We start from the raw sequence: 15,072 nt of genomic DNA on the forward strand, positions 1-15,072 counted from the left end.
CGAGGAGAATTCGACCGAAATGACAGCTTATACGACCAACGACGTCCTGAATGCGATCGCCGCGGCAACCAATGCCCTTTCTGAGCGCAAGGACGAAGTAAACCGCCTCAATGTGTTCCCCGTGCCCGACGGCGACACCGGCACCAATATGTCCCTTACCATGCAGATGGTCGTGGACAACCTGGCGCGTCTGCCCATCGGCGCCGATGACGCAGAAATCCGCAAGGCAATCACCACCGGCGCCCTTATGGGCGCGCGCGGCAACTCGGGCGTCATCACGTCCCAGATTCTGCGCGGCCTGTGCGAGGGCTACGAGGGGCATGCCGGCCTTTCTACCGAGGCCCTGGATTCTTGCTTCGCGCGCGCGGTCGAGGTTGCCTTCCAGGCGGTGCGCAAGCCGGTAGAGGGCACCATCCTCACCGTTGTGAAAGATACCGCCGCCGCCGCGAAGAAGGCCCGCAAGAAGAAGCTCTCCCTCGAGGACGCGCTCGACGCCGTGGTTGCGGAGGCCTATGCGTCCGTGCAGCGCACCCCGGAGTTCCTCCCTGTGCTCAAAGAGAACGGCGTCGTGGACGCCGGCGGCTTCGGCCTGGCCATCCTGATCGATGCGTTCGCCGCGTCCCTTACCGGCAAGGACGGCTTCACGGGCGATGCCATGGCGTTTGCCCGCCCCGCTCCTAAGGTCGAAATCGAGCAGATCAACGACTGGGAGGGCTCGCAATACCGCTACTGCACGGAGTTCCTCGTGCATTCTTCCACGGTGGATGTGGATGAGGCCAAGGAGTTCCTGCCTACGATGGGCGACTGCGACCTCATGGTGGGCATGCATCCCAATTTCAAGGTACATGTGCACTCCAACCGCCCCGACCAGGTTCTGGGCTGGTTCCTTACGCACGACTGCCAGATCTCCGAGGTTCACATCCACAACATGCAGCTGCAGAGCCAGGAGCGCACCGAGAAGCTCGAGGCGGAGGAGAAGGCCGCGCACAAGCCTCTAGGCGTCGTGGCGGTGGCCCCCGGTGCCGGCAATGCGAAGATCCTCGAATCCCTCGGCGTGGACGTGGTGGTGTCCGGCGGGCAAACCATGAATCCTTCGACGGCCGACATCCTCGAGGCCGTGAACAAGGTGAACGCCGACAGCGTAATCATCCTGCCCAATAACAAGAACATCATCATGGCTGCCCAGGCCTGCGTCGACGTGTCCGAGAAGCCCTGCGCCGTGGTTCCCACCACGAGCGTTCCGCAGAGCTTCAGCGCCCTGTTCGGATTCAACCCCGACGCCTCACTCGAGGAGAATGTCGAGGCCATGAACGACGCTTTTGCCGACGTGAAAACCGGCGAAGTCACCCATGCCATCAAGGATGCCAAGGACGCGCATGGCAATCCGATCAAAGACGGAGATGTCATCGGCATTGCCGACGGCTCCATCGAGGCCGTGGGCTCCGACGTGCTCGACGTTGTGATGAATCTGCTCGATGTTATGGAGGCCGATGACGCCGACACCTGCACGCTGCTCGCCGGCGAGCAGTTCTCCGATGAGGAGCTTGAGGCCCTGACCGCCCGCATCGAAGAAGCCTACGAGGATCTTGAAATCGACGCACATCGCGGCGAGCAGGCCCTCTATCCCGTCATCTTCTCGCTCGAATAGGATTTCTGGCGTTCATCATGACCGACCGTCTGGCCGCCACCCTTAGCTTTGACGCCCCCGTAGCCGCTGTTGCGGGGGTCAGTTCGGCGAGGGCGGCGGCTTTGTCGTCTATGGGAATCCATACGGTTCGCGACCTTCTTTCGCACTATCCGAGGCGCTATCTGGACATGTCGCGCCTGACCACCATCGCCCAAGCCCGTATCGGCGAGAACGCCACCATTGTTGCCACCGTGCACGAGGCCGTGGTGAAGCGTCCCAAACCGAAGCTCGACCTTACCGAGGTGACGCTCGTTGATGGCACGGGAACGCTCATCGCAACGTTCTTTCGGCAGCCGTGGCTAGCCAAGACACTCACGCCGGGCACTCGCGTGAGCGTTGCAGGCGAGGTGGAGTTCAACTACGGCTTCAAACGCATGACCGTTCCGTTTCTCGACAAATTGGATATCGACGAGGCCGCCCACGGTCGCGTGATACCCGTGCACGGCGCATCCGAAAAGGTCCCGGTGGGCCAGATGCGACGCCTTGTCGCCAACGCCCTGGATATCGCCACGCCATCGTACGACCCGCTGCCCCTTGAGCTGCGCACCAAATATCGCCTTATTTCACGCAATGCGGCGCTGCACGCGGTTCATTTCCCCTCCTCCTTGGAAGAGGCCGCTGCAGCACGCAGACGACTTGCCTACGAGGAGGTGCTGCTCCTGGAGCTTCATCTCATGCGCGAATCTGCGCAGGAATCGTCGGGGGCGCCTGCGCACGAGCATGTGATTAACGGCGCGCATCTGGAAAAGCTTCGAAAAGCGGTGCCGTTCGCCCTGACCGACGACCAGTGTCGATCCGTGGACGATATTCTCAAGCGCATGGCGGCGCCCGAGCGCATGGAGCATATGCTGCTTGGCGATGTGGGCACCGGCAAGACCATCGTTGCGGCCCACGCGTTGGCCGTGGCAGCTGACAGCGGATCGCAGGCGCTCATGATGGGCCCCACGGAGGTTCTTGCTGCCCAGTATGCCGCCTCGCTCGGTCCGCTGCTCGACGCCGCCGGCGTGCCATGGGCGCTGATCACGGGGTCGACGCCTCAAGCCGAGCGCGATGACGCGTGCGCGGCCCTCGCGTCGGGCGCCCTATCGGTGGCTTTCGGCACGCACGCTTTGCTGGAGGATTCCGTGACATGCAAGAACTGCTCGCTCGTCATCGTGGACGAAGAGCAGCGCTTTGGCGTCGACCAGCGCGCAAAGCTTGCCGAAAAGGGGAGGGGGGCCGACGTGCTTCTCATGACGGCAACCCCCATTCCTCGTTCCCTCGCGCTCGCCCTGTACGGATCCATGACGCAATCGTACCTGCGTCAGGTTCCGTTCGATCGTCCGCCGCGCACCACGCGCGTTCTGGGCTTCAGAGAGCGAGGCCGCGCCTACGACGCCGCTCTTGCAGCCTGCGAGCGCGGCGAGCAGGCGTATGTGGTGTGCCCGCTTGTGGGCGAGAAAAAGCCCGCGGCCGAGAAGCGCGCTCACGCCGATGCTCAGGACGAGGAACGGGATGAGCCGTTTATCGAGTCCGATGCCGACATGGTGGGCGATAACGCCAGAGCGGCCGAAGCGGAGGCGGCTTTCTTGCAGGCCAAGACCTTTTCCGCCTACAAAGTGGGGCTTTTGCACGGTCGCATGAAGGCCGAGGAGAAGCGGCGCGTCATGGATGAGTTCCGCGCAGGGCGCATCGACGTTCTGGTGAGCACCACGGTCATAGAGGTGGGCGTGGACGTACCGCGCGCCACCGTTATGATCGTAGAAGACGCCGATCGCTTTGGCCTCTCGCAGCTCCATCAGCTCCGCGGCCGCGTTGGGCGCGGGGAGCTCGCCGGCGAGGTGTACCTGATTGCGGCGACCTCGAACGAGGAGGCTCTTGCTCGTCTTTCCGCCATGGAGAAGACCGATGACGGTTTCGAGCTTGCGGAATACGACCTGTCGCTGCGCCGCGAGGGCGATATCCTGGGCAACAGGCAGCACGGCGCTTCTGCGCTTAAGCTCGTCAACGTGGTACGCGATGCAGCCATCATCGAGGCCGCCCACCAGGACGCGCGCGCCATCATCGAGCGCGACCCGCTCGGCGCCACCGACGAGGCACGCGCCCTTTACCACGAATCAGATGCGATGTTTCTAGCTGCCGAGACAGGCGCGCGTAAGGCGCGATAGGGAGGATGACTGATGAGGGTTATTTCGGGAATCTACCGCGGACGACCGCTTAAGGCGCCCAAAGGCAGCGGAACCCGCCCTACCACAGATCGCGTGAAAGAGACGCTGATGAGCTCGCTCGTCAGCGCATACGGCAGCCTTGAGGGCGCCTGCGTGCTTGACGCGTTCGCCGGAAGCGGAGCGCTTGGAATCGAATGCCTTTCGCGCGGGGCGTCGAGCGCGCAGTTCTTCGAGAGGGATAAAGCCGCGCTTGAGGCGCTCAGGGCCAATATCGCCGCGCTGAACATTCCCCCTGAACGCGCTCGCGTGTTCAGGGCCGACGTGATGAAGAACCCGCCTTTGTTCGGCGCTGTCCCTTTCGACATCGTGTTCCTGGACCCGCCCTACGCCTACGACGCTGCCGATGTGCTCGCCCTCGTGCAGACGCTTGCCGAAAAAGGCCGTCTCTCGGCAAATGCCGTGGTCAGCTATGAACACGATGCGTCGACCGCTATAATGCCTTCTTTGGGTAAAAACGCCCTTGACATGAAGATCATCGCCAGCAAACGCTTCGGTGGCACCGTCATCGACCTGCTTGGCTTCGCAGTCGATTAGCTCAGCCCGCACAAGGAGGGAACTCTCATGAAGAAAGCATTGGTGCCCGGCACTTTCGACCCCATAACCAACGGCCATCTGGACGTAATCACCCGAGCCTCGCAGATCTTCGACGAGGTCGTGGTCGGCGTGGCCGCATCGGTGGGCAAGGGCCCCAAGGGCCCTCTGTTCTCGCTCGAGGAGCGCGTGCAGTTCGCCCGCGACGCCACCGCGCACCTGGACAATGTGACCGTCATGTGCTTCAACGACCTTCTGGTGCATTTCGCCGAGCAGATCGGCGCCAACGTGGTAGTCAAGGGCTTGCGCGCCATCACCGACTTCGAGTACGAGTTCCAGATGACGGCGGCCAACTATCGCCTGAACAAGAATATCGAGACCATGTTCATCATGTCTCCCCCTGAATACATGTATCTTTCCAGCTCGATCGTGCGCGAGATTTCCTCTTTCGACGGCAATGTATCCGACCTTGTGCCTGATGGTGTGGAAAAAGCATTGAAGCAGCGCTTTCGTGATAAACTATAGGGATACTGCGCGTATTATCGTACGTTGCAACGCTTTTGAGGATAACGGGCACATAATGCCCCGGTACGCTTGCTGTTAGACAGCACTACGAAAGGGACGAAATGGACGAAACTGGAGTTCTCGGACTCGTCGAGGAGCTCACTATTCTTCTCGAGGAATCCAAGCCGGTGTTCGGCAAGAGCAATCTCCGCCAAGTCGATATCGCGGCTGCTTTCGAAATCCTGGATGAGATTCGCGACGTGTTCCCGGGCGAATTCGCCCAGGCGCGTCAGATTGTTCGCGAGCGCCAGAGCCTGCTCGACGACGCCGAAGCGGAAAGCTCTCGCTTGATTGAAGATGCCCGCAGCCAGGCGATGACCATCGCCAGCGAGCAGGAGATCGTGCGCATCGCGCAGCAGCAGGCCGATACCATCATGGCCGACGCGCGCGAGCTCGAACGTCAGACCCGCGCTGGCGCCGAGGATTATGCCGACGAGGTGTTCGGGCATGTGGAGCAGAGCCTCGACACGCTCATCACGAGCGTGCGTCGCTGCCGCGATCGCCTTAACAACCAGGGCATCGGTCGCTAATGGATTCGCTTGTCATCGAGATTCCTGCCGAGCTCTTCGCACCCGCGGAGAGCTCTTCGTATGCAGGAGAATTGGCTATTTCATCTTTCGAGTTCGGCCCCGACGAGTACCGTGCCGCACGTCCCCTTAGCTGGAATGCCTCCATCACCAACGTGGGCGGCGCCTTGCTGGTAAGCGGAACGGTAAAGGGCCAGGTCACCACTGCGTGCGCACGCTGCTTGGAAGACGCCACCTTCGACGTAGAGGGCGAAATCGAAGGCTATTTCCTGATCGAAGGAGAAGGGGAGGCCCCCGACGACATGGAGGAGGACGAATTCGACGTTCTCCCCGAGGATAACAAGCTCGACCTCGAGCCGCTCATTCTTGCTGCCGTCTACGTTGAGCTTCCTCTGATTCCGTTGTGCCGCGAAGATTGCAAGGGCATATGCCCTACCTGTGGCGCCAACCTCAATGAGGGGCCGTGCGATTGCGTGCCCGATGCGTCTGACGAGGATGACGGCATCAATCCGAACAATCCTTTTGCCGCCCTGAAGGGCCTGAAGCTGGATTAAGCCCCGCTTCGGTTTTTACGCTGTATACATTAGTTGCCCAAACAATATAAATGCCCTCATCATGAGGGCATTTTGCTTATATTGGATTTCTCTTGGCTCAGGCGGCCGCTTACATCACGGCATGCTCGAACAGGGGGCTTTGCGGAGGCATTCGTGTCCAACCAGACGGAAAAGCGACGGCGTCACGACGACGTAATAGTTCGACATTCGGCCGGCGCTTGGCTAATCCGCCAGATCGAACTCGACGGCGATGCCTTCGATGGTCATGCGAAGCGAGCCCATATGCACGGCATGCACAAGGTGGGCAAGCGTCTCGCCCAATGAGAAGAATTTCTGCTCAACGGCCCACGAGTGCCAGTTGGGATACTTCCAATGCGCATTTGAGGTGATCGCGATCAGATCTCGATGCCCTGCGCGTACGAGATCCTCCATTTCAGCCAGGCGTTCGAAATGATGCGCCTTAAGCTGGTCGACGCGGCGAGCGAGCTGGGTGAAGACTTCGCCATGCCCCGGAAGCACCAGATCCACGTCGAGGTCGCGCACCTTGTCAAGGCTATCAAGAAAATCCTGCAGCTCGTCGGTTTCGAGGAAGAACGACGAAATATTGGGCGTGATGCGCTCGAGCACATGGTCGCCCGAGATAAAGAGGCGACGCCTCTCGTCATAGAGACAGATATGGGTGGAGTCATGGCCCGGCGTCTCAATCACGCGGAATCGATAGCCTCCGCGCTCGATGACGTCGTCCTCTTTGATGTATATAAGAGGATAGTCTTCCTTAAGCGGTATAAGCTCGCTGGAGAGGGATTGACGATTGGGGTGCTGGCGACGGCTCTGAGCGTCGTCATAGATGGCATCCACGATAGGCAGGTAGGTGCGCCGCTGCATCTCCTGACGCGTGTTCACCTCGATGAAGGAGTGCATGTGGGCGAATATGCTCATCTCTTCGCTGTAGATGCGCTCGAGGCAACCCGTGTGGTCGGGGTGGCTATGGGTGAACAGCAGGTCAACGTCGTCAAAGGCCAGGCCGAAGTGCGCAAGGGCATCGCTTAGCGCCTGCTCGCATTCGGGCAACGAAAAGCCTACGTCCACCAGAAGCGGTCTGATGTCGTCTTGGATCAGGTAAGAATTGAGCGCCTTGAGCGGATTATTGGGCAGCGGGACCTTGATCAGGTACACGCCTTTCATGACCTCAATAGGCAAGGGGGATTCAGACATGGCGATTCCTTGTTAAGTGACTAACTTGGTTACTAATGTTCACCTGATACAGTAAAGTAATCAACCGCGCGAATGGGGATTTCCCGCCAGAGGGCACTAAAATTACATGTGAACTCGGATTAAGTTCTTGCATGGGACAGCATGCTTTGGTATCATTCCCGTTCGTCTGATTTTTGGCAATCAACCGTTTCGGCCTTATCAGCTGGGCCGAGTGGATTAAAGGAGATGGATAACCATGGCAGTGCCTAAGCGTAAGACCGGTCGTGCCCGCACTCATTCCCGCCGTAGCGCGAACAGCATCATCGCTGCTCCCGCCCGTTCCATTTGCCCCCAGTGCGGCGAGGTTAAGCTTCCTCACCGCGTTTGCGGCAATTGCGGCTACTACGGCAAGCGTGAGGTCCTGGAGACCGAATAGCTTCCTCGCCCCAACGGAATGAACGAATATTGCCGGCTTTCGAGTCGGCAATTCGTGTATACGGAGGCAGTTGCGCAATGAGGTTGCGATTCGATGACAACCACTCTCGAATCGCGTGACGCCACGTTACCTGCGGTATCGTAAGAAGCGAACCTACTGTCCCCGCATATGCGGAGGGCCCTTTAGTTGGAAAGGAACAGCATGTCCAATTCCGAGCATGTTATCGTAGCCGTCGACGCAATGGGCGGCGACAACGCGCCTTCCGTCGTGCTGGAAGGCGTCGCGGCGGCGCTCGAAGAAGACCAGAATCTCGAGGTCGTGCTGGTAGGCCCGGCCGATATCGTGGAGCCGTTCGCAGCATCTCACGCTCGCTGCACCGCGCAGGCCGCCTCTGAGGTCATCGCCATGGACGAGCATCCTGCAGAGGCCGTGCGCAAGAAGAAGGATTCTTCCATCGTTGTGGGCTGCCGCCTGGTCAAGGAAGGCGCGGCCCAGGGCTTCTTCTCCGCCGGATCCACCGGCGCCTGCCTTGCAGCCGCTACGCTTGTTGTAGGCCGCATCAAAGGCGTGTCGCGCCCGGCTCTCTGCAGCGTGATCCCGTCCCCTGCAGCGCCCGTGGTCATGTCCGACATCGGCGCAAATGCCGATTGCAAGCCTGAGTACCTCGTGCAATTCGCCCAGATGGCATCCATCTACGCGGAGAAGATCGTGGGCATCGAAAACCCCCGCGTGGGCCTGCTCAACATCGGCTCCGAAGACACCAAGGGCTCGCAGTTCGCCCAGCAGACCTTCGCGCTCATGAAGGAGAAGGTGCCCAACTTCGCCGGCAACGCCGAAGGCAACGACATTCTTCCTGCGAACTTCGACGTTATCGTGACCGACGGCTTTACGGGCAACGTGGTGCTCAAGACCATCGAAGGCACCTCCAAGACGCTGTTCGGGGCGTTAAAAGATGTGATGATGGGGTCGTTCACCAGCAAGCTCGGAGCGCTTGCGCTCAAGGGGGGCTTAAGCGACCTGAAGGCGCGTGTGAGCGCCGACACCTACGGCGGCGCACCCCTTTTGGGCGTTAAGGGCGCGTGCTTGGTGGGGCACGGCTCCAGCAATCCCGCAGCCATCAAGAACGGCGTCCATGCAACCGCCAGCGTCGTGCGCAATCGCGTGACCGACCTTATTGCGGAAGCGGTGACCAAATAATGAGCGATATCGCAGAAGAACGAAAGAAAAAGCTCGCAAGGGCGCAAGACATCCTGGAGTATCGCTTCGAAAACCCTTCTATCCTCCTTGCGGCCATCACGCATCCCTCCGCCACCGAGGGCAAGCCAGTTAAATTCAGCTATGAGCGCCTGGAGTTTCTAGGCGACAGCATCCTGGGCGCCATCGTGGCAAACGAGGCATTTCATGCCTATCCCGAGCTCGACGAGGGAGGGCTTACGCGCATCAAGGTCGCCCTCGTGTCGGGCACGAGCCTGGCCAGCGTGGCAGAAAGGCTCGGGTTCGCCGATGTGATCGTGTTCGGCTCCTCCGAGCGCGGCACGGGACGACGCGGCCTGCATTCCGCACTTGAAAACGTCTACGAAGCAGTTGTTGCAGCCCTGTTCTTGGATTCCGGCATAGAGGCCGCTCAGGCGTTCGTGAGTCGCACGCTCATCCCAAAGATGTCGCTCGATATGGCTAAAGAGCCCGAAAACCCCAAGAGCGCTCTGCAGGAGAAGCTCCAAGAAGAGGGCATCACGCCTACGTACAAACTCGTGGAAACGCAAGGCCCCCCGCATGACCGCACGTTCATCTCTCAGGTGTTCGCCGGCATGAAGGCGCTCGCAAGCGGCATGGGCCGCACCAAGAAGGAGGCCGAGAGCCAGGCTGCGAAGGCCGCGCTCGACAAGTTCGATTTCGGCACCGATAAAGATGCCAAAGCCAAGGCGAAGGCCGAAAAGAACCGTGCCAAGGCCGAAGCAAGGGCGCAGGCCAAGGCCGAAAAAGAGGCGCAGGCACAGGCCCGTGCCGAAGCCAAGGCCGCAGAGAAGGCCGCGCGCAAGGCCCAGGGGTAGCGATGTACCTCAAATCGCTCGTTCTCAAAGGCTTCAAATCATTCGCCGATCGATCGGTTCTCTCGCTCGAGCCTGGCATCACATCGGTTGTAGGCCCCAACGGATCCGGCAAATCGAATATCTCCGACGCGGTGCTTTGGGTGCTCGGCGAGCGTAACGCCAAAAACCTGCGCGGCCAGGCGATGGAGGACGTCATTTTCGCCGGCTCCTCCGCGCGCAAAAGCCTCGGTGTCGCCGAGGTCGATCTTGTGCTGGATAATTCCGACGGCACGCTTCCCATCGACTACGACGAGGTGGCGCTTACGCGCCGCATGTATCGCAGCGGCGAGAGCGAATACCTTATCAACGGTTCGCCCGCTCGACGCATGGACTTCATGGATATCCTTCATGACACGGGCCTCGGCACGGGCACGCACTCCATCATCAGCCAGGGCAATCTGGATGCCATCCTCGCCAGCAAGCCGGAGGATCGCCGCACGCTCATAGAAGAGGCGGCGGGCGTGCTCAAGCATAAGCAGCGCAAGGATCGCTCCGCGCGCAAGCTTGCCGCCATGGATGAGCATCTGGCGCGCGTTAAAGACGTATGCGCCGAGGCGGAGCGCCAGCTGAAGCCTCTCGCGCGCAAGGCGCAGCGCGCCCAAGCATACCAGGGCATCGCCGACGAGCTCGCACGCCTCGACCTGGTGCTTGCGGTTGACGACCTCCGCACCCTGCAGGCGCAATGGGACGCCACCCTGGCCTCTGAGCGCGAGGCTGCCGCCGCTATCGATGTCGAGCAGTTCCGCGTCAAAGAAGCCGAGCAGCGCCTGGAAAAGCTTCAGCTCTTGCTGCAGGAAAAAGGCCTCTATGTGGGCGATCTGACCGCGCAGCGGGGCAGGTTTCACATGGATGCCGAGCGCCTGGAGTCAACCGTCATGATTCTCGCCGAGAAATCGCGCTCGGTGTATGCGCGCTTGGAATCGGCGGAGAACACGTCTTCCGGAAGCGCTCGACGTATCCAAACCCTTGAAGATGAATCCACGCAGCTCAAGGAGCGCCTCGATGGGCAGATCGCCTCTCGCGACGCGCTCGAAGAGCAGGTTAAAACGCTTGAAATCGAGCTTGCTGAAGCATCGCAGGCGCGCAAGTCCTGCGATAGCGAGCTTTCCGACATCCAGGCGCTGCTGCGCTTGCGCGAACGCGAGATGGACGAAGCCACCGCGCGCCGCTCGAAGCTGCAAGACAGCCTCTCGGGCCGCATAAGCACCAAACGCCTCCTCGAATCGAAGAAAAAGGAAACGGCTAGCGAACTCGAGCAAACCAAGCAGAGCCTCGATGAGCGCTGCCGCGGCCTCGACGAAGAAGCGCGCGAGCTCGCCGAGCTGCTCGAGAAGAGCCGCATCGCAGCCGAAGAAGTGACCGCCGCCCAACAAGCGGTTACGCAAGCGCGTGCGTCGCTCGACCAGGCAAGACGCGAGAAACAGCGCATTGAGGGCCAGATTACCGCGCTCGAAGAGGTCAATCGCAGCATGCGTTCGAAAAACGAAGCCTCTGCCTGGGTTTCCGAACATGCGCGCGTCATCGAGGCATCCATGAAGCCGCTTGCTGCCGAAGTGCAGGCTCCTGAAGAGCTCGAGCGCCTCGTTGAGCTATTGATAGGCGAGGACCTCGCAAGCTTCTATGCGCAGGACGATCAGGGCGCCCGCCGCGTCGCGGAAGGCCTGATTGCCTCTGACGCCAAGGGCGATGCCGCTATTCTCGTGGCCAACGAGAGGCAATCAGCGCATCCGTATAGCGGCGGGGGAGTGCGCCTGATTGACAGGCTCACCTATCCCGATTGCCTTGCGGGCACACTCGAAGCCATTTTGGGCGACGTCATACTCGTCGATTCGCTCGACGAGGCGCTTTCGCGCGCAGCGCAGACGTCTGAACGGGTGCGCTTTGCCTGCGCAGACGGCACCATCGTGTGGCCTGGCGCTAAGATTGCGATTCATTCAGGCTCTTCGTCCGACAACGGAGTACTGGCGCGCGAGCGCTCCTTGGCCGAATTGCGCGAAAAGGACGCCCGTGCGGCCGAAGCGCTCTCTTCATCTCAATCTTCGCTCGAGTCGCTCGAGGGCGAGCTTGAGCGAAAGCGCGCTATGAGTCTGGAGCTCTCGCAAACCCATGCCCAACGCAAAGGCGCGAATGAGAGCGCGAAGGCGGAGCGCGAGCGTCTTGCCAAGCGCGTTGGCGTCCTGGAGGCCACGCTCGCTCAGATTGAAGCAGACTTGGCCAAAACCGATAAGGAGCTTGCCGAGGTAGAACCTCAGATCGCCCAATTGAGTGAGGCCATCGAGCAGGCCCGCGCCTCGCGTGCCGACCTGGAAGAGCGTATGAACACCGTGTCGGGCAACCGCGCTTTGGCATACGAGAAAGAGCAGGAAGCAACCGCGCGCCTTTCCGAGGTCAAGCTCTCCTACGCCACGGCGAAAGAGCGCGTTCTTTCGCTCACTCGTGAGCATCGTGAGCGCGAACGCGATCTTGAGCGCGCCCAAAAATCGCTTGAACGGGCAAAACGCGACCTAGCTACGCTCGAGGTGGCCCGTTCGCGCATCAAGCCGCTGCGCGATGTCCTGCTCGACCTCAAGGAATCCTGCCAGGTGTGGGTCGAGGATCTTGCGAGCAAGGCAGCGCTTGAGCAAAGCAATTCCGCCTCGCTTAATGAATCCATCAACGAAGCGCGCGCCGGTTCCCGGAAGGCCAAAGAGGCGCTCGACGCAGCCCAGGCAACGCTTTCGGAGGTTCGCGTGGCCAAAGGCCGCCTCGAGGTTCAAGTGGAAGCCGCCATCACCACCATTGTCGAGCAGTGCGGCGTGCCGCTGGAAACGGCGCTGACCACCCCGGCGCCGGAAGATCGCGCGCAGACGGAAGGCGAGGCATTCAAGCTTCGTCGCAAGCTCTCCTCCATGGGCACCATCGATTCCTCGGCCGCCGAAGAATACGAAGCCGCGAAGGAGCGCTTCGATTACATGGCATCGCAGGTGGAGGATATGGAAGCCGCCCGACGCGCGCTCAAGCGCATCGTGGCCGCCATTGACGCGCGCATGAAGGAGCAGTTCGATATCACCTTCGAGCAGGTGAACCGCAACTTCCAGGAGATCTTCGGCACGCTGTTTCCGGGCGGTTCGGCATCCCTTGCGCTCGTGGGGGAGGAAGACTCGGACGCTCTAGGCGTCGAGATCAACGCCCAGCCGCGCGGCAAGAAAATCGCAAAGATGACGCTTATGAGCGGCGGCGAGAAGTCGCTCACGGCCCTCGCCTTGCTCTTCGCCGTGTACCGCATTCGTCGCACCCCGTTCTACATCCTCGACGAGGTTGAGGCGGCGCTCGACGACAGCAACCTGCGACGCCTGGTGGCCTACCTGCAAACGCTTCGCCATGAGACGCAGCTCATCATGATTACCCATCAACGTCGTACGATGGAGATGTCGGACGTGCTGTACGGCGTATCCATGCAGGCCGACGGCGTAACGAAGGTTGTATCGCAGCGTCTGGAGGCTGCGCTTCCGCACTCCAAGCAGTAAAATGATAAGGCTCCGCCGCGCTTTTAGGCTGGAGCCTTATTCGATGTATGGCGGCTGGCATGGCCGCCCGATGAAAGGATTCGACCATGGCGTTTTTCGAGCGCATGAAAGCCGGACTGGCAAAAAGCCGGGAGAAGCTGCAGGAATCGCTCAATGTCCTGCTCAAAGCCGGCCCCGATGTCGACGACGATTTCTGGGACGACCTCGAAGAAACGCTGATCTTGAGCGACATGGGTGCCCGCGCCGCCGAGAAAATCGTCGAGGAGCTTCGTGACGCCGCAACGCGCAAAGCGCTTCCCGATGCAGCCGCCGTGCTCTCCGAACTCGAGGATCGCATCGCCGATACCTTCTACACCCCCGAAGCAAACCCGCTTGACACGCGCCCCCTGTGCGTCTTATTCGTGGGCGTTAACGGCTCAGGAAAAACCACAACCACCGGCAAGCTCGCCGCCGAGGCCAAGGCAAACGGCTCCACTGTGGTGCTTGGCGCGGCTGACACGTTCCGCGCCGCCGCCATCGAGCAGCTTGAGGAATGGGCACGCCGCAGCGACGTCACCATCGTGGAGCGCGAGCGCGGCAGTGACCCTGCAAGCGTTTGCTTCGAAACCATCGAAGTGGCCGAAAGGGAATCGGCGGATCTTGTGCTGGTGGACACGGCAGGCCGACTTCATACCTCCGATGACCTGATGCGCGAGCTGCGCAAGGTGTGCGACGTTGTGCGCAAACGATCGAAGGCTCCGGTTCTCACCGTGCTCGTCATCGACGCCACCACCGGTCAAAACGGCCTTTCACAGGCGCGCGTATTCAACGATGCGCTCGCTCTCGACGGAGTGATCATCACTAAGCTCGATGGCACCGCCAAGGGCGGCATAGCGCTCGCGGTGTCCCATGAGCTGCAGCTCCCCATCCTCAAGATTGGAGTGGGCGAAGGCATCGAGGATCTGCGCGATTTCGATGCGCATGATTTCGCGCGCGCATTGGTGGGGGAGAAGGCCTAGCTCGTTACGAGCACATAGCTAACTGCGTATCGCTTTTCCAAAAGATTGAACAGCCCGCGAGCGCTGAGAACCTCGACGTCCATATGCGCCTCAGCGCCTGCAGGGCAACAATTCCCCGTGCGGTTTCGGGTCGAGGTGGCAGGCTCGTTTGGGCCTACAATCGCAAGTGCCCGATGGCTGTGCGCTGCATGCCGTAAAAGCGCCTCATTGAGGTCCTCTTTCTGCGCTGCACATACGGCGCGCACATCCGCCTCGCCGGCCATCGCCACATGAATGCAATCCATCATCCCGCACACCGCAGCGCTTTTTCGCGGATGCGATGCATCGTCGCCTTTACGCACCGCGGCCAAAAGCACCGACAGCTGCGACGAGCAGATCCAAGGGCTCAATTCGCCGATCCTGCAGAGCAGCAAGAGCAGCAATGCCTGCGTATCTATGGGCTCGCGCGTTACAAGCGGCCTGATAACCCGCACGTCAAGGAGAATCCGCCTGCGCGCCATCGCTATCACTCCTTAGATGTCGCCGCTAGATATCGAAAAGATCTTTCAGGTCAACGCCGAGCCCAATAGCGATTTTGACATACGAGGTTATCGTGGCATTCGCCTGGCCTTTTTCTATGATGCTGAGATAGCTATGATCCATCCCGACCATAAAAGCCAGGCGACGCAACGATAACCCCTGTTCATCTCGTAAGTCTTTAATCCGTGTGCCTATGCGTTGACGTGTCTGTTCGCTGTCAAACTCAATCATGAGCCGAGCATACGTGAGGCTCGCTTAA

Annotated in this window: 14 protein-coding genes; 11 read left to right on the forward strand and 3 right to left on the reverse strand. The window is 60.5% G+C overall.

Annotation, left to right across the window (positions count from 1 at the left end):
- The first annotated feature begins 19 nt into the window (after window positions 1-19).
- The 6 genes from DMP06_RS03375 (at window position 20) to DMP06_RS03400 (ending at window position 6,070) form a co-directional block, all read left to right on the forward strand.
- Entirely contained in the window at window positions 20-1,648 is a 1,629-nt protein-coding gene (locus DMP06_RS03375) for a DAK2 domain-containing protein (RefSeq protein WP_123208334.1), read from the forward strand.
- 17 nt (window positions 1,649-1,665) lie between these two features.
- The gene (locus DMP06_RS03380) at window positions 1,666-3,834 is read left to right on the forward strand and encodes an ATP-dependent DNA helicase RecG (protein ID WP_123208335.1); all 2,169 of its coding nucleotides are present in this window, start codon (window positions 1,666-1,668) and stop codon (window positions 3,832-3,834) included.
- 12 nt (window positions 3,835-3,846) lie between these two features.
- Window positions 3,847-4,428 carry a 16S rRNA (guanine(966)-N(2))-methyltransferase RsmD gene (rsmD, locus tag DMP06_RS03385; RefSeq protein ID WP_123208336.1) on the forward strand — a complete coding sequence of 194 codons (582 nt, stop codon included), beginning with the start codon at window positions 3,847-3,849 and terminating at the stop codon, window positions 4,426-4,428.
- A gap of 27 nt (window positions 4,429-4,455) precedes the next feature.
- Complete coding sequence (gene coaD, locus DMP06_RS03390; RefSeq protein ID WP_123208337.1) at window positions 4,456-4,950, forward strand: pantetheine-phosphate adenylyltransferase; 495 nt, start codon at window positions 4,456-4,458, stop codon at window positions 4,948-4,950.
- 101 nt (window positions 4,951-5,051) lie between these two features.
- Entirely contained in the window at window positions 5,052-5,519 is a 468-nt protein-coding gene (locus DMP06_RS03395) for an ATP synthase subunit B family protein (protein WP_123208338.1), read from the forward strand.
- On the forward strand, window positions 5,519-6,070 hold the full coding sequence (locus tag DMP06_RS03400; RefSeq protein ID WP_123208339.1) for a YceD family protein: 552 nt from the start codon (window positions 5,519-5,521) through the stop codon (window positions 6,068-6,070). The genes DMP06_RS03395 and DMP06_RS03400 overlap by 1 nt, the downstream gene beginning before the upstream one ends.
- Window positions 6,071-6,292: 222 nt before the next feature.
- Here DMP06_RS03400 and DMP06_RS03405 read toward each other — a convergent pair whose 3' ends face one another.
- Entirely contained in the window at window positions 6,293-7,285 is a 993-nt protein-coding gene (locus DMP06_RS03405; protein WP_123208340.1) for an MBL fold metallo-hydrolase, read from the reverse strand.
- A gap of 235 nt (window positions 7,286-7,520) precedes the next feature.
- Between DMP06_RS03405 and rpmF the strand changes: the two genes are divergently transcribed.
- From rpmF to ftsY, 5 genes are all read left to right on the forward strand, one after another.
- Window positions 7,521-7,700 carry a 50S ribosomal protein L32 gene (gene rpmF, locus DMP06_RS03410; RefSeq protein WP_123208341.1) on the forward strand — a complete coding sequence of 60 codons (180 nt, stop codon included), beginning with the start codon at window positions 7,521-7,523 and terminating at the stop codon, window positions 7,698-7,700.
- Between the two features lie 201 nt (window positions 7,701-7,901).
- The gene (plsX, locus tag DMP06_RS03415; protein WP_123208342.1) at window positions 7,902-8,897 is read left to right on the forward strand and encodes a phosphate acyltransferase PlsX; all 996 of its coding nucleotides are present in this window, start codon (window positions 7,902-7,904) and stop codon (window positions 8,895-8,897) included.
- Window positions 8,897-9,751 (forward strand): ribonuclease III, encoded by an 855-nt coding sequence (gene rnc / locus DMP06_RS03420; protein ID WP_123208343.1) that lies wholly within the window; start codon window positions 8,897-8,899, stop codon window positions 9,749-9,751. The genes plsX and rnc overlap by 1 nt, the downstream gene beginning before the upstream one ends.
- 2 nt (window positions 9,752-9,753) lie before the next feature.
- Window positions 9,754-13,296 (forward strand): chromosome segregation protein SMC, encoded by a 3,543-nt coding sequence (smc, locus tag DMP06_RS03425; RefSeq protein ID WP_123208344.1) that lies wholly within the window; start codon window positions 9,754-9,756, stop codon window positions 13,294-13,296.
- Between the two features lie 86 nt (window positions 13,297-13,382).
- On the forward strand, window positions 13,383-14,294 hold the full coding sequence (gene ftsY, locus DMP06_RS03430) for a signal recognition particle-docking protein FtsY (protein ID WP_123208345.1): 912 nt from the start codon (window positions 13,383-13,385) through the stop codon (window positions 14,292-14,294).
- Here the strand turns inward: ftsY and DMP06_RS03435 are convergent.
- Both DMP06_RS03435 and DMP06_RS03440 read right to left on the reverse strand, forming a co-directional pair.
- Entirely contained in the window at window positions 14,291-14,794 is a 504-nt protein-coding gene (locus tag DMP06_RS03435) for a hypothetical protein (protein ID WP_148042484.1), read from the reverse strand. The genes ftsY and DMP06_RS03435 overlap by 4 nt on opposite strands.
- A 25-nt stretch (window positions 14,795-14,819) precedes the next feature.
- On the reverse strand, window positions 14,820-15,044 hold the full coding sequence (locus DMP06_RS03440) for a helix-turn-helix domain-containing protein (RefSeq protein WP_123208347.1): 225 nt from the start codon (window positions 15,042-15,044) through the stop codon (window positions 14,820-14,822).
- Window positions 15,045-15,072 lie beyond the last annotated feature (28 nt).

The organism is Slackia equolifaciens (genome assembly GCF_003725995.1).
In the GTDB taxonomy this organism is placed as follows: domain Bacteria; phylum Actinomycetota; class Coriobacteriia; order Coriobacteriales; family Eggerthellaceae; genus Slackia; species Slackia equolifaciens.

What these genes read in the sequence shown, in the direction of transcription:
- DMP06_RS03375 (WP_123208334.1), top strand. Translation starts at nt 20, where the DNA reads ATGACAGCTTATACGACCAACGACGTCCTGAATGCGATCGCCGCGGCA.
- DMP06_RS03380 (WP_123208335.1), top strand. Translation starts at nt 1,666, where the DNA reads ATGACCGACCGTCTGGCCGCCACCCTTAGCTTTGACGCCCCCGTAGCC.
- rsmD (WP_123208336.1), top strand. Translation starts at nt 3,847, where the DNA reads ATGAGGGTTATTTCGGGAATCTACCGCGGACGACCGCTTAAGGCGCCC.
- coaD (WP_123208337.1), top strand. Translation starts at nt 4,456, where the DNA reads ATGAAGAAAGCATTGGTGCCCGGCACTTTCGACCCCATAACCAACGGC.
- DMP06_RS03395 (WP_123208338.1), top strand. Translation starts at nt 5,052, where the DNA reads ATGGACGAAACTGGAGTTCTCGGACTCGTCGAGGAGCTCACTATTCTT.
- DMP06_RS03400 (WP_123208339.1), top strand. Translation starts at nt 5,519, where the DNA reads ATGGATTCGCTTGTCATCGAGATTCCTGCCGAGCTCTTCGCACCCGCG.
- DMP06_RS03405 (WP_123208340.1), bottom strand. Translation starts at nt 7,285, where the DNA reads ATGTCTGAATCCCCCTTGCCTATTGAGGTCATGAAAGGCGTGTACCTG.
- rpmF (WP_123208341.1), top strand. Translation starts at nt 7,521, where the DNA reads ATGGCAGTGCCTAAGCGTAAGACCGGTCGTGCCCGCACTCATTCCCGC.
- plsX (WP_123208342.1), top strand. Translation starts at nt 7,902, where the DNA reads ATGTCCAATTCCGAGCATGTTATCGTAGCCGTCGACGCAATGGGCGGC.
- rnc (WP_123208343.1), top strand. Translation starts at nt 8,897, where the DNA reads ATGAGCGATATCGCAGAAGAACGAAAGAAAAAGCTCGCAAGGGCGCAA.
- smc (WP_123208344.1), top strand. Translation starts at nt 9,754, where the DNA reads ATGTACCTCAAATCGCTCGTTCTCAAAGGCTTCAAATCATTCGCCGAT.
- ftsY (WP_123208345.1), top strand. Translation starts at nt 13,383, where the DNA reads ATGGCGTTTTTCGAGCGCATGAAAGCCGGACTGGCAAAAAGCCGGGAG.
- DMP06_RS03435 (WP_148042484.1), bottom strand. Translation starts at nt 14,794, where the DNA reads ATGGCGCGCAGGCGGATTCTCCTTGACGTGCGGGTTATCAGGCCGCTT.
- DMP06_RS03440 (WP_123208347.1), bottom strand. Translation starts at nt 15,044, where the DNA reads ATGATTGAGTTTGACAGCGAACAGACACGTCAACGCATAGGCACACGG.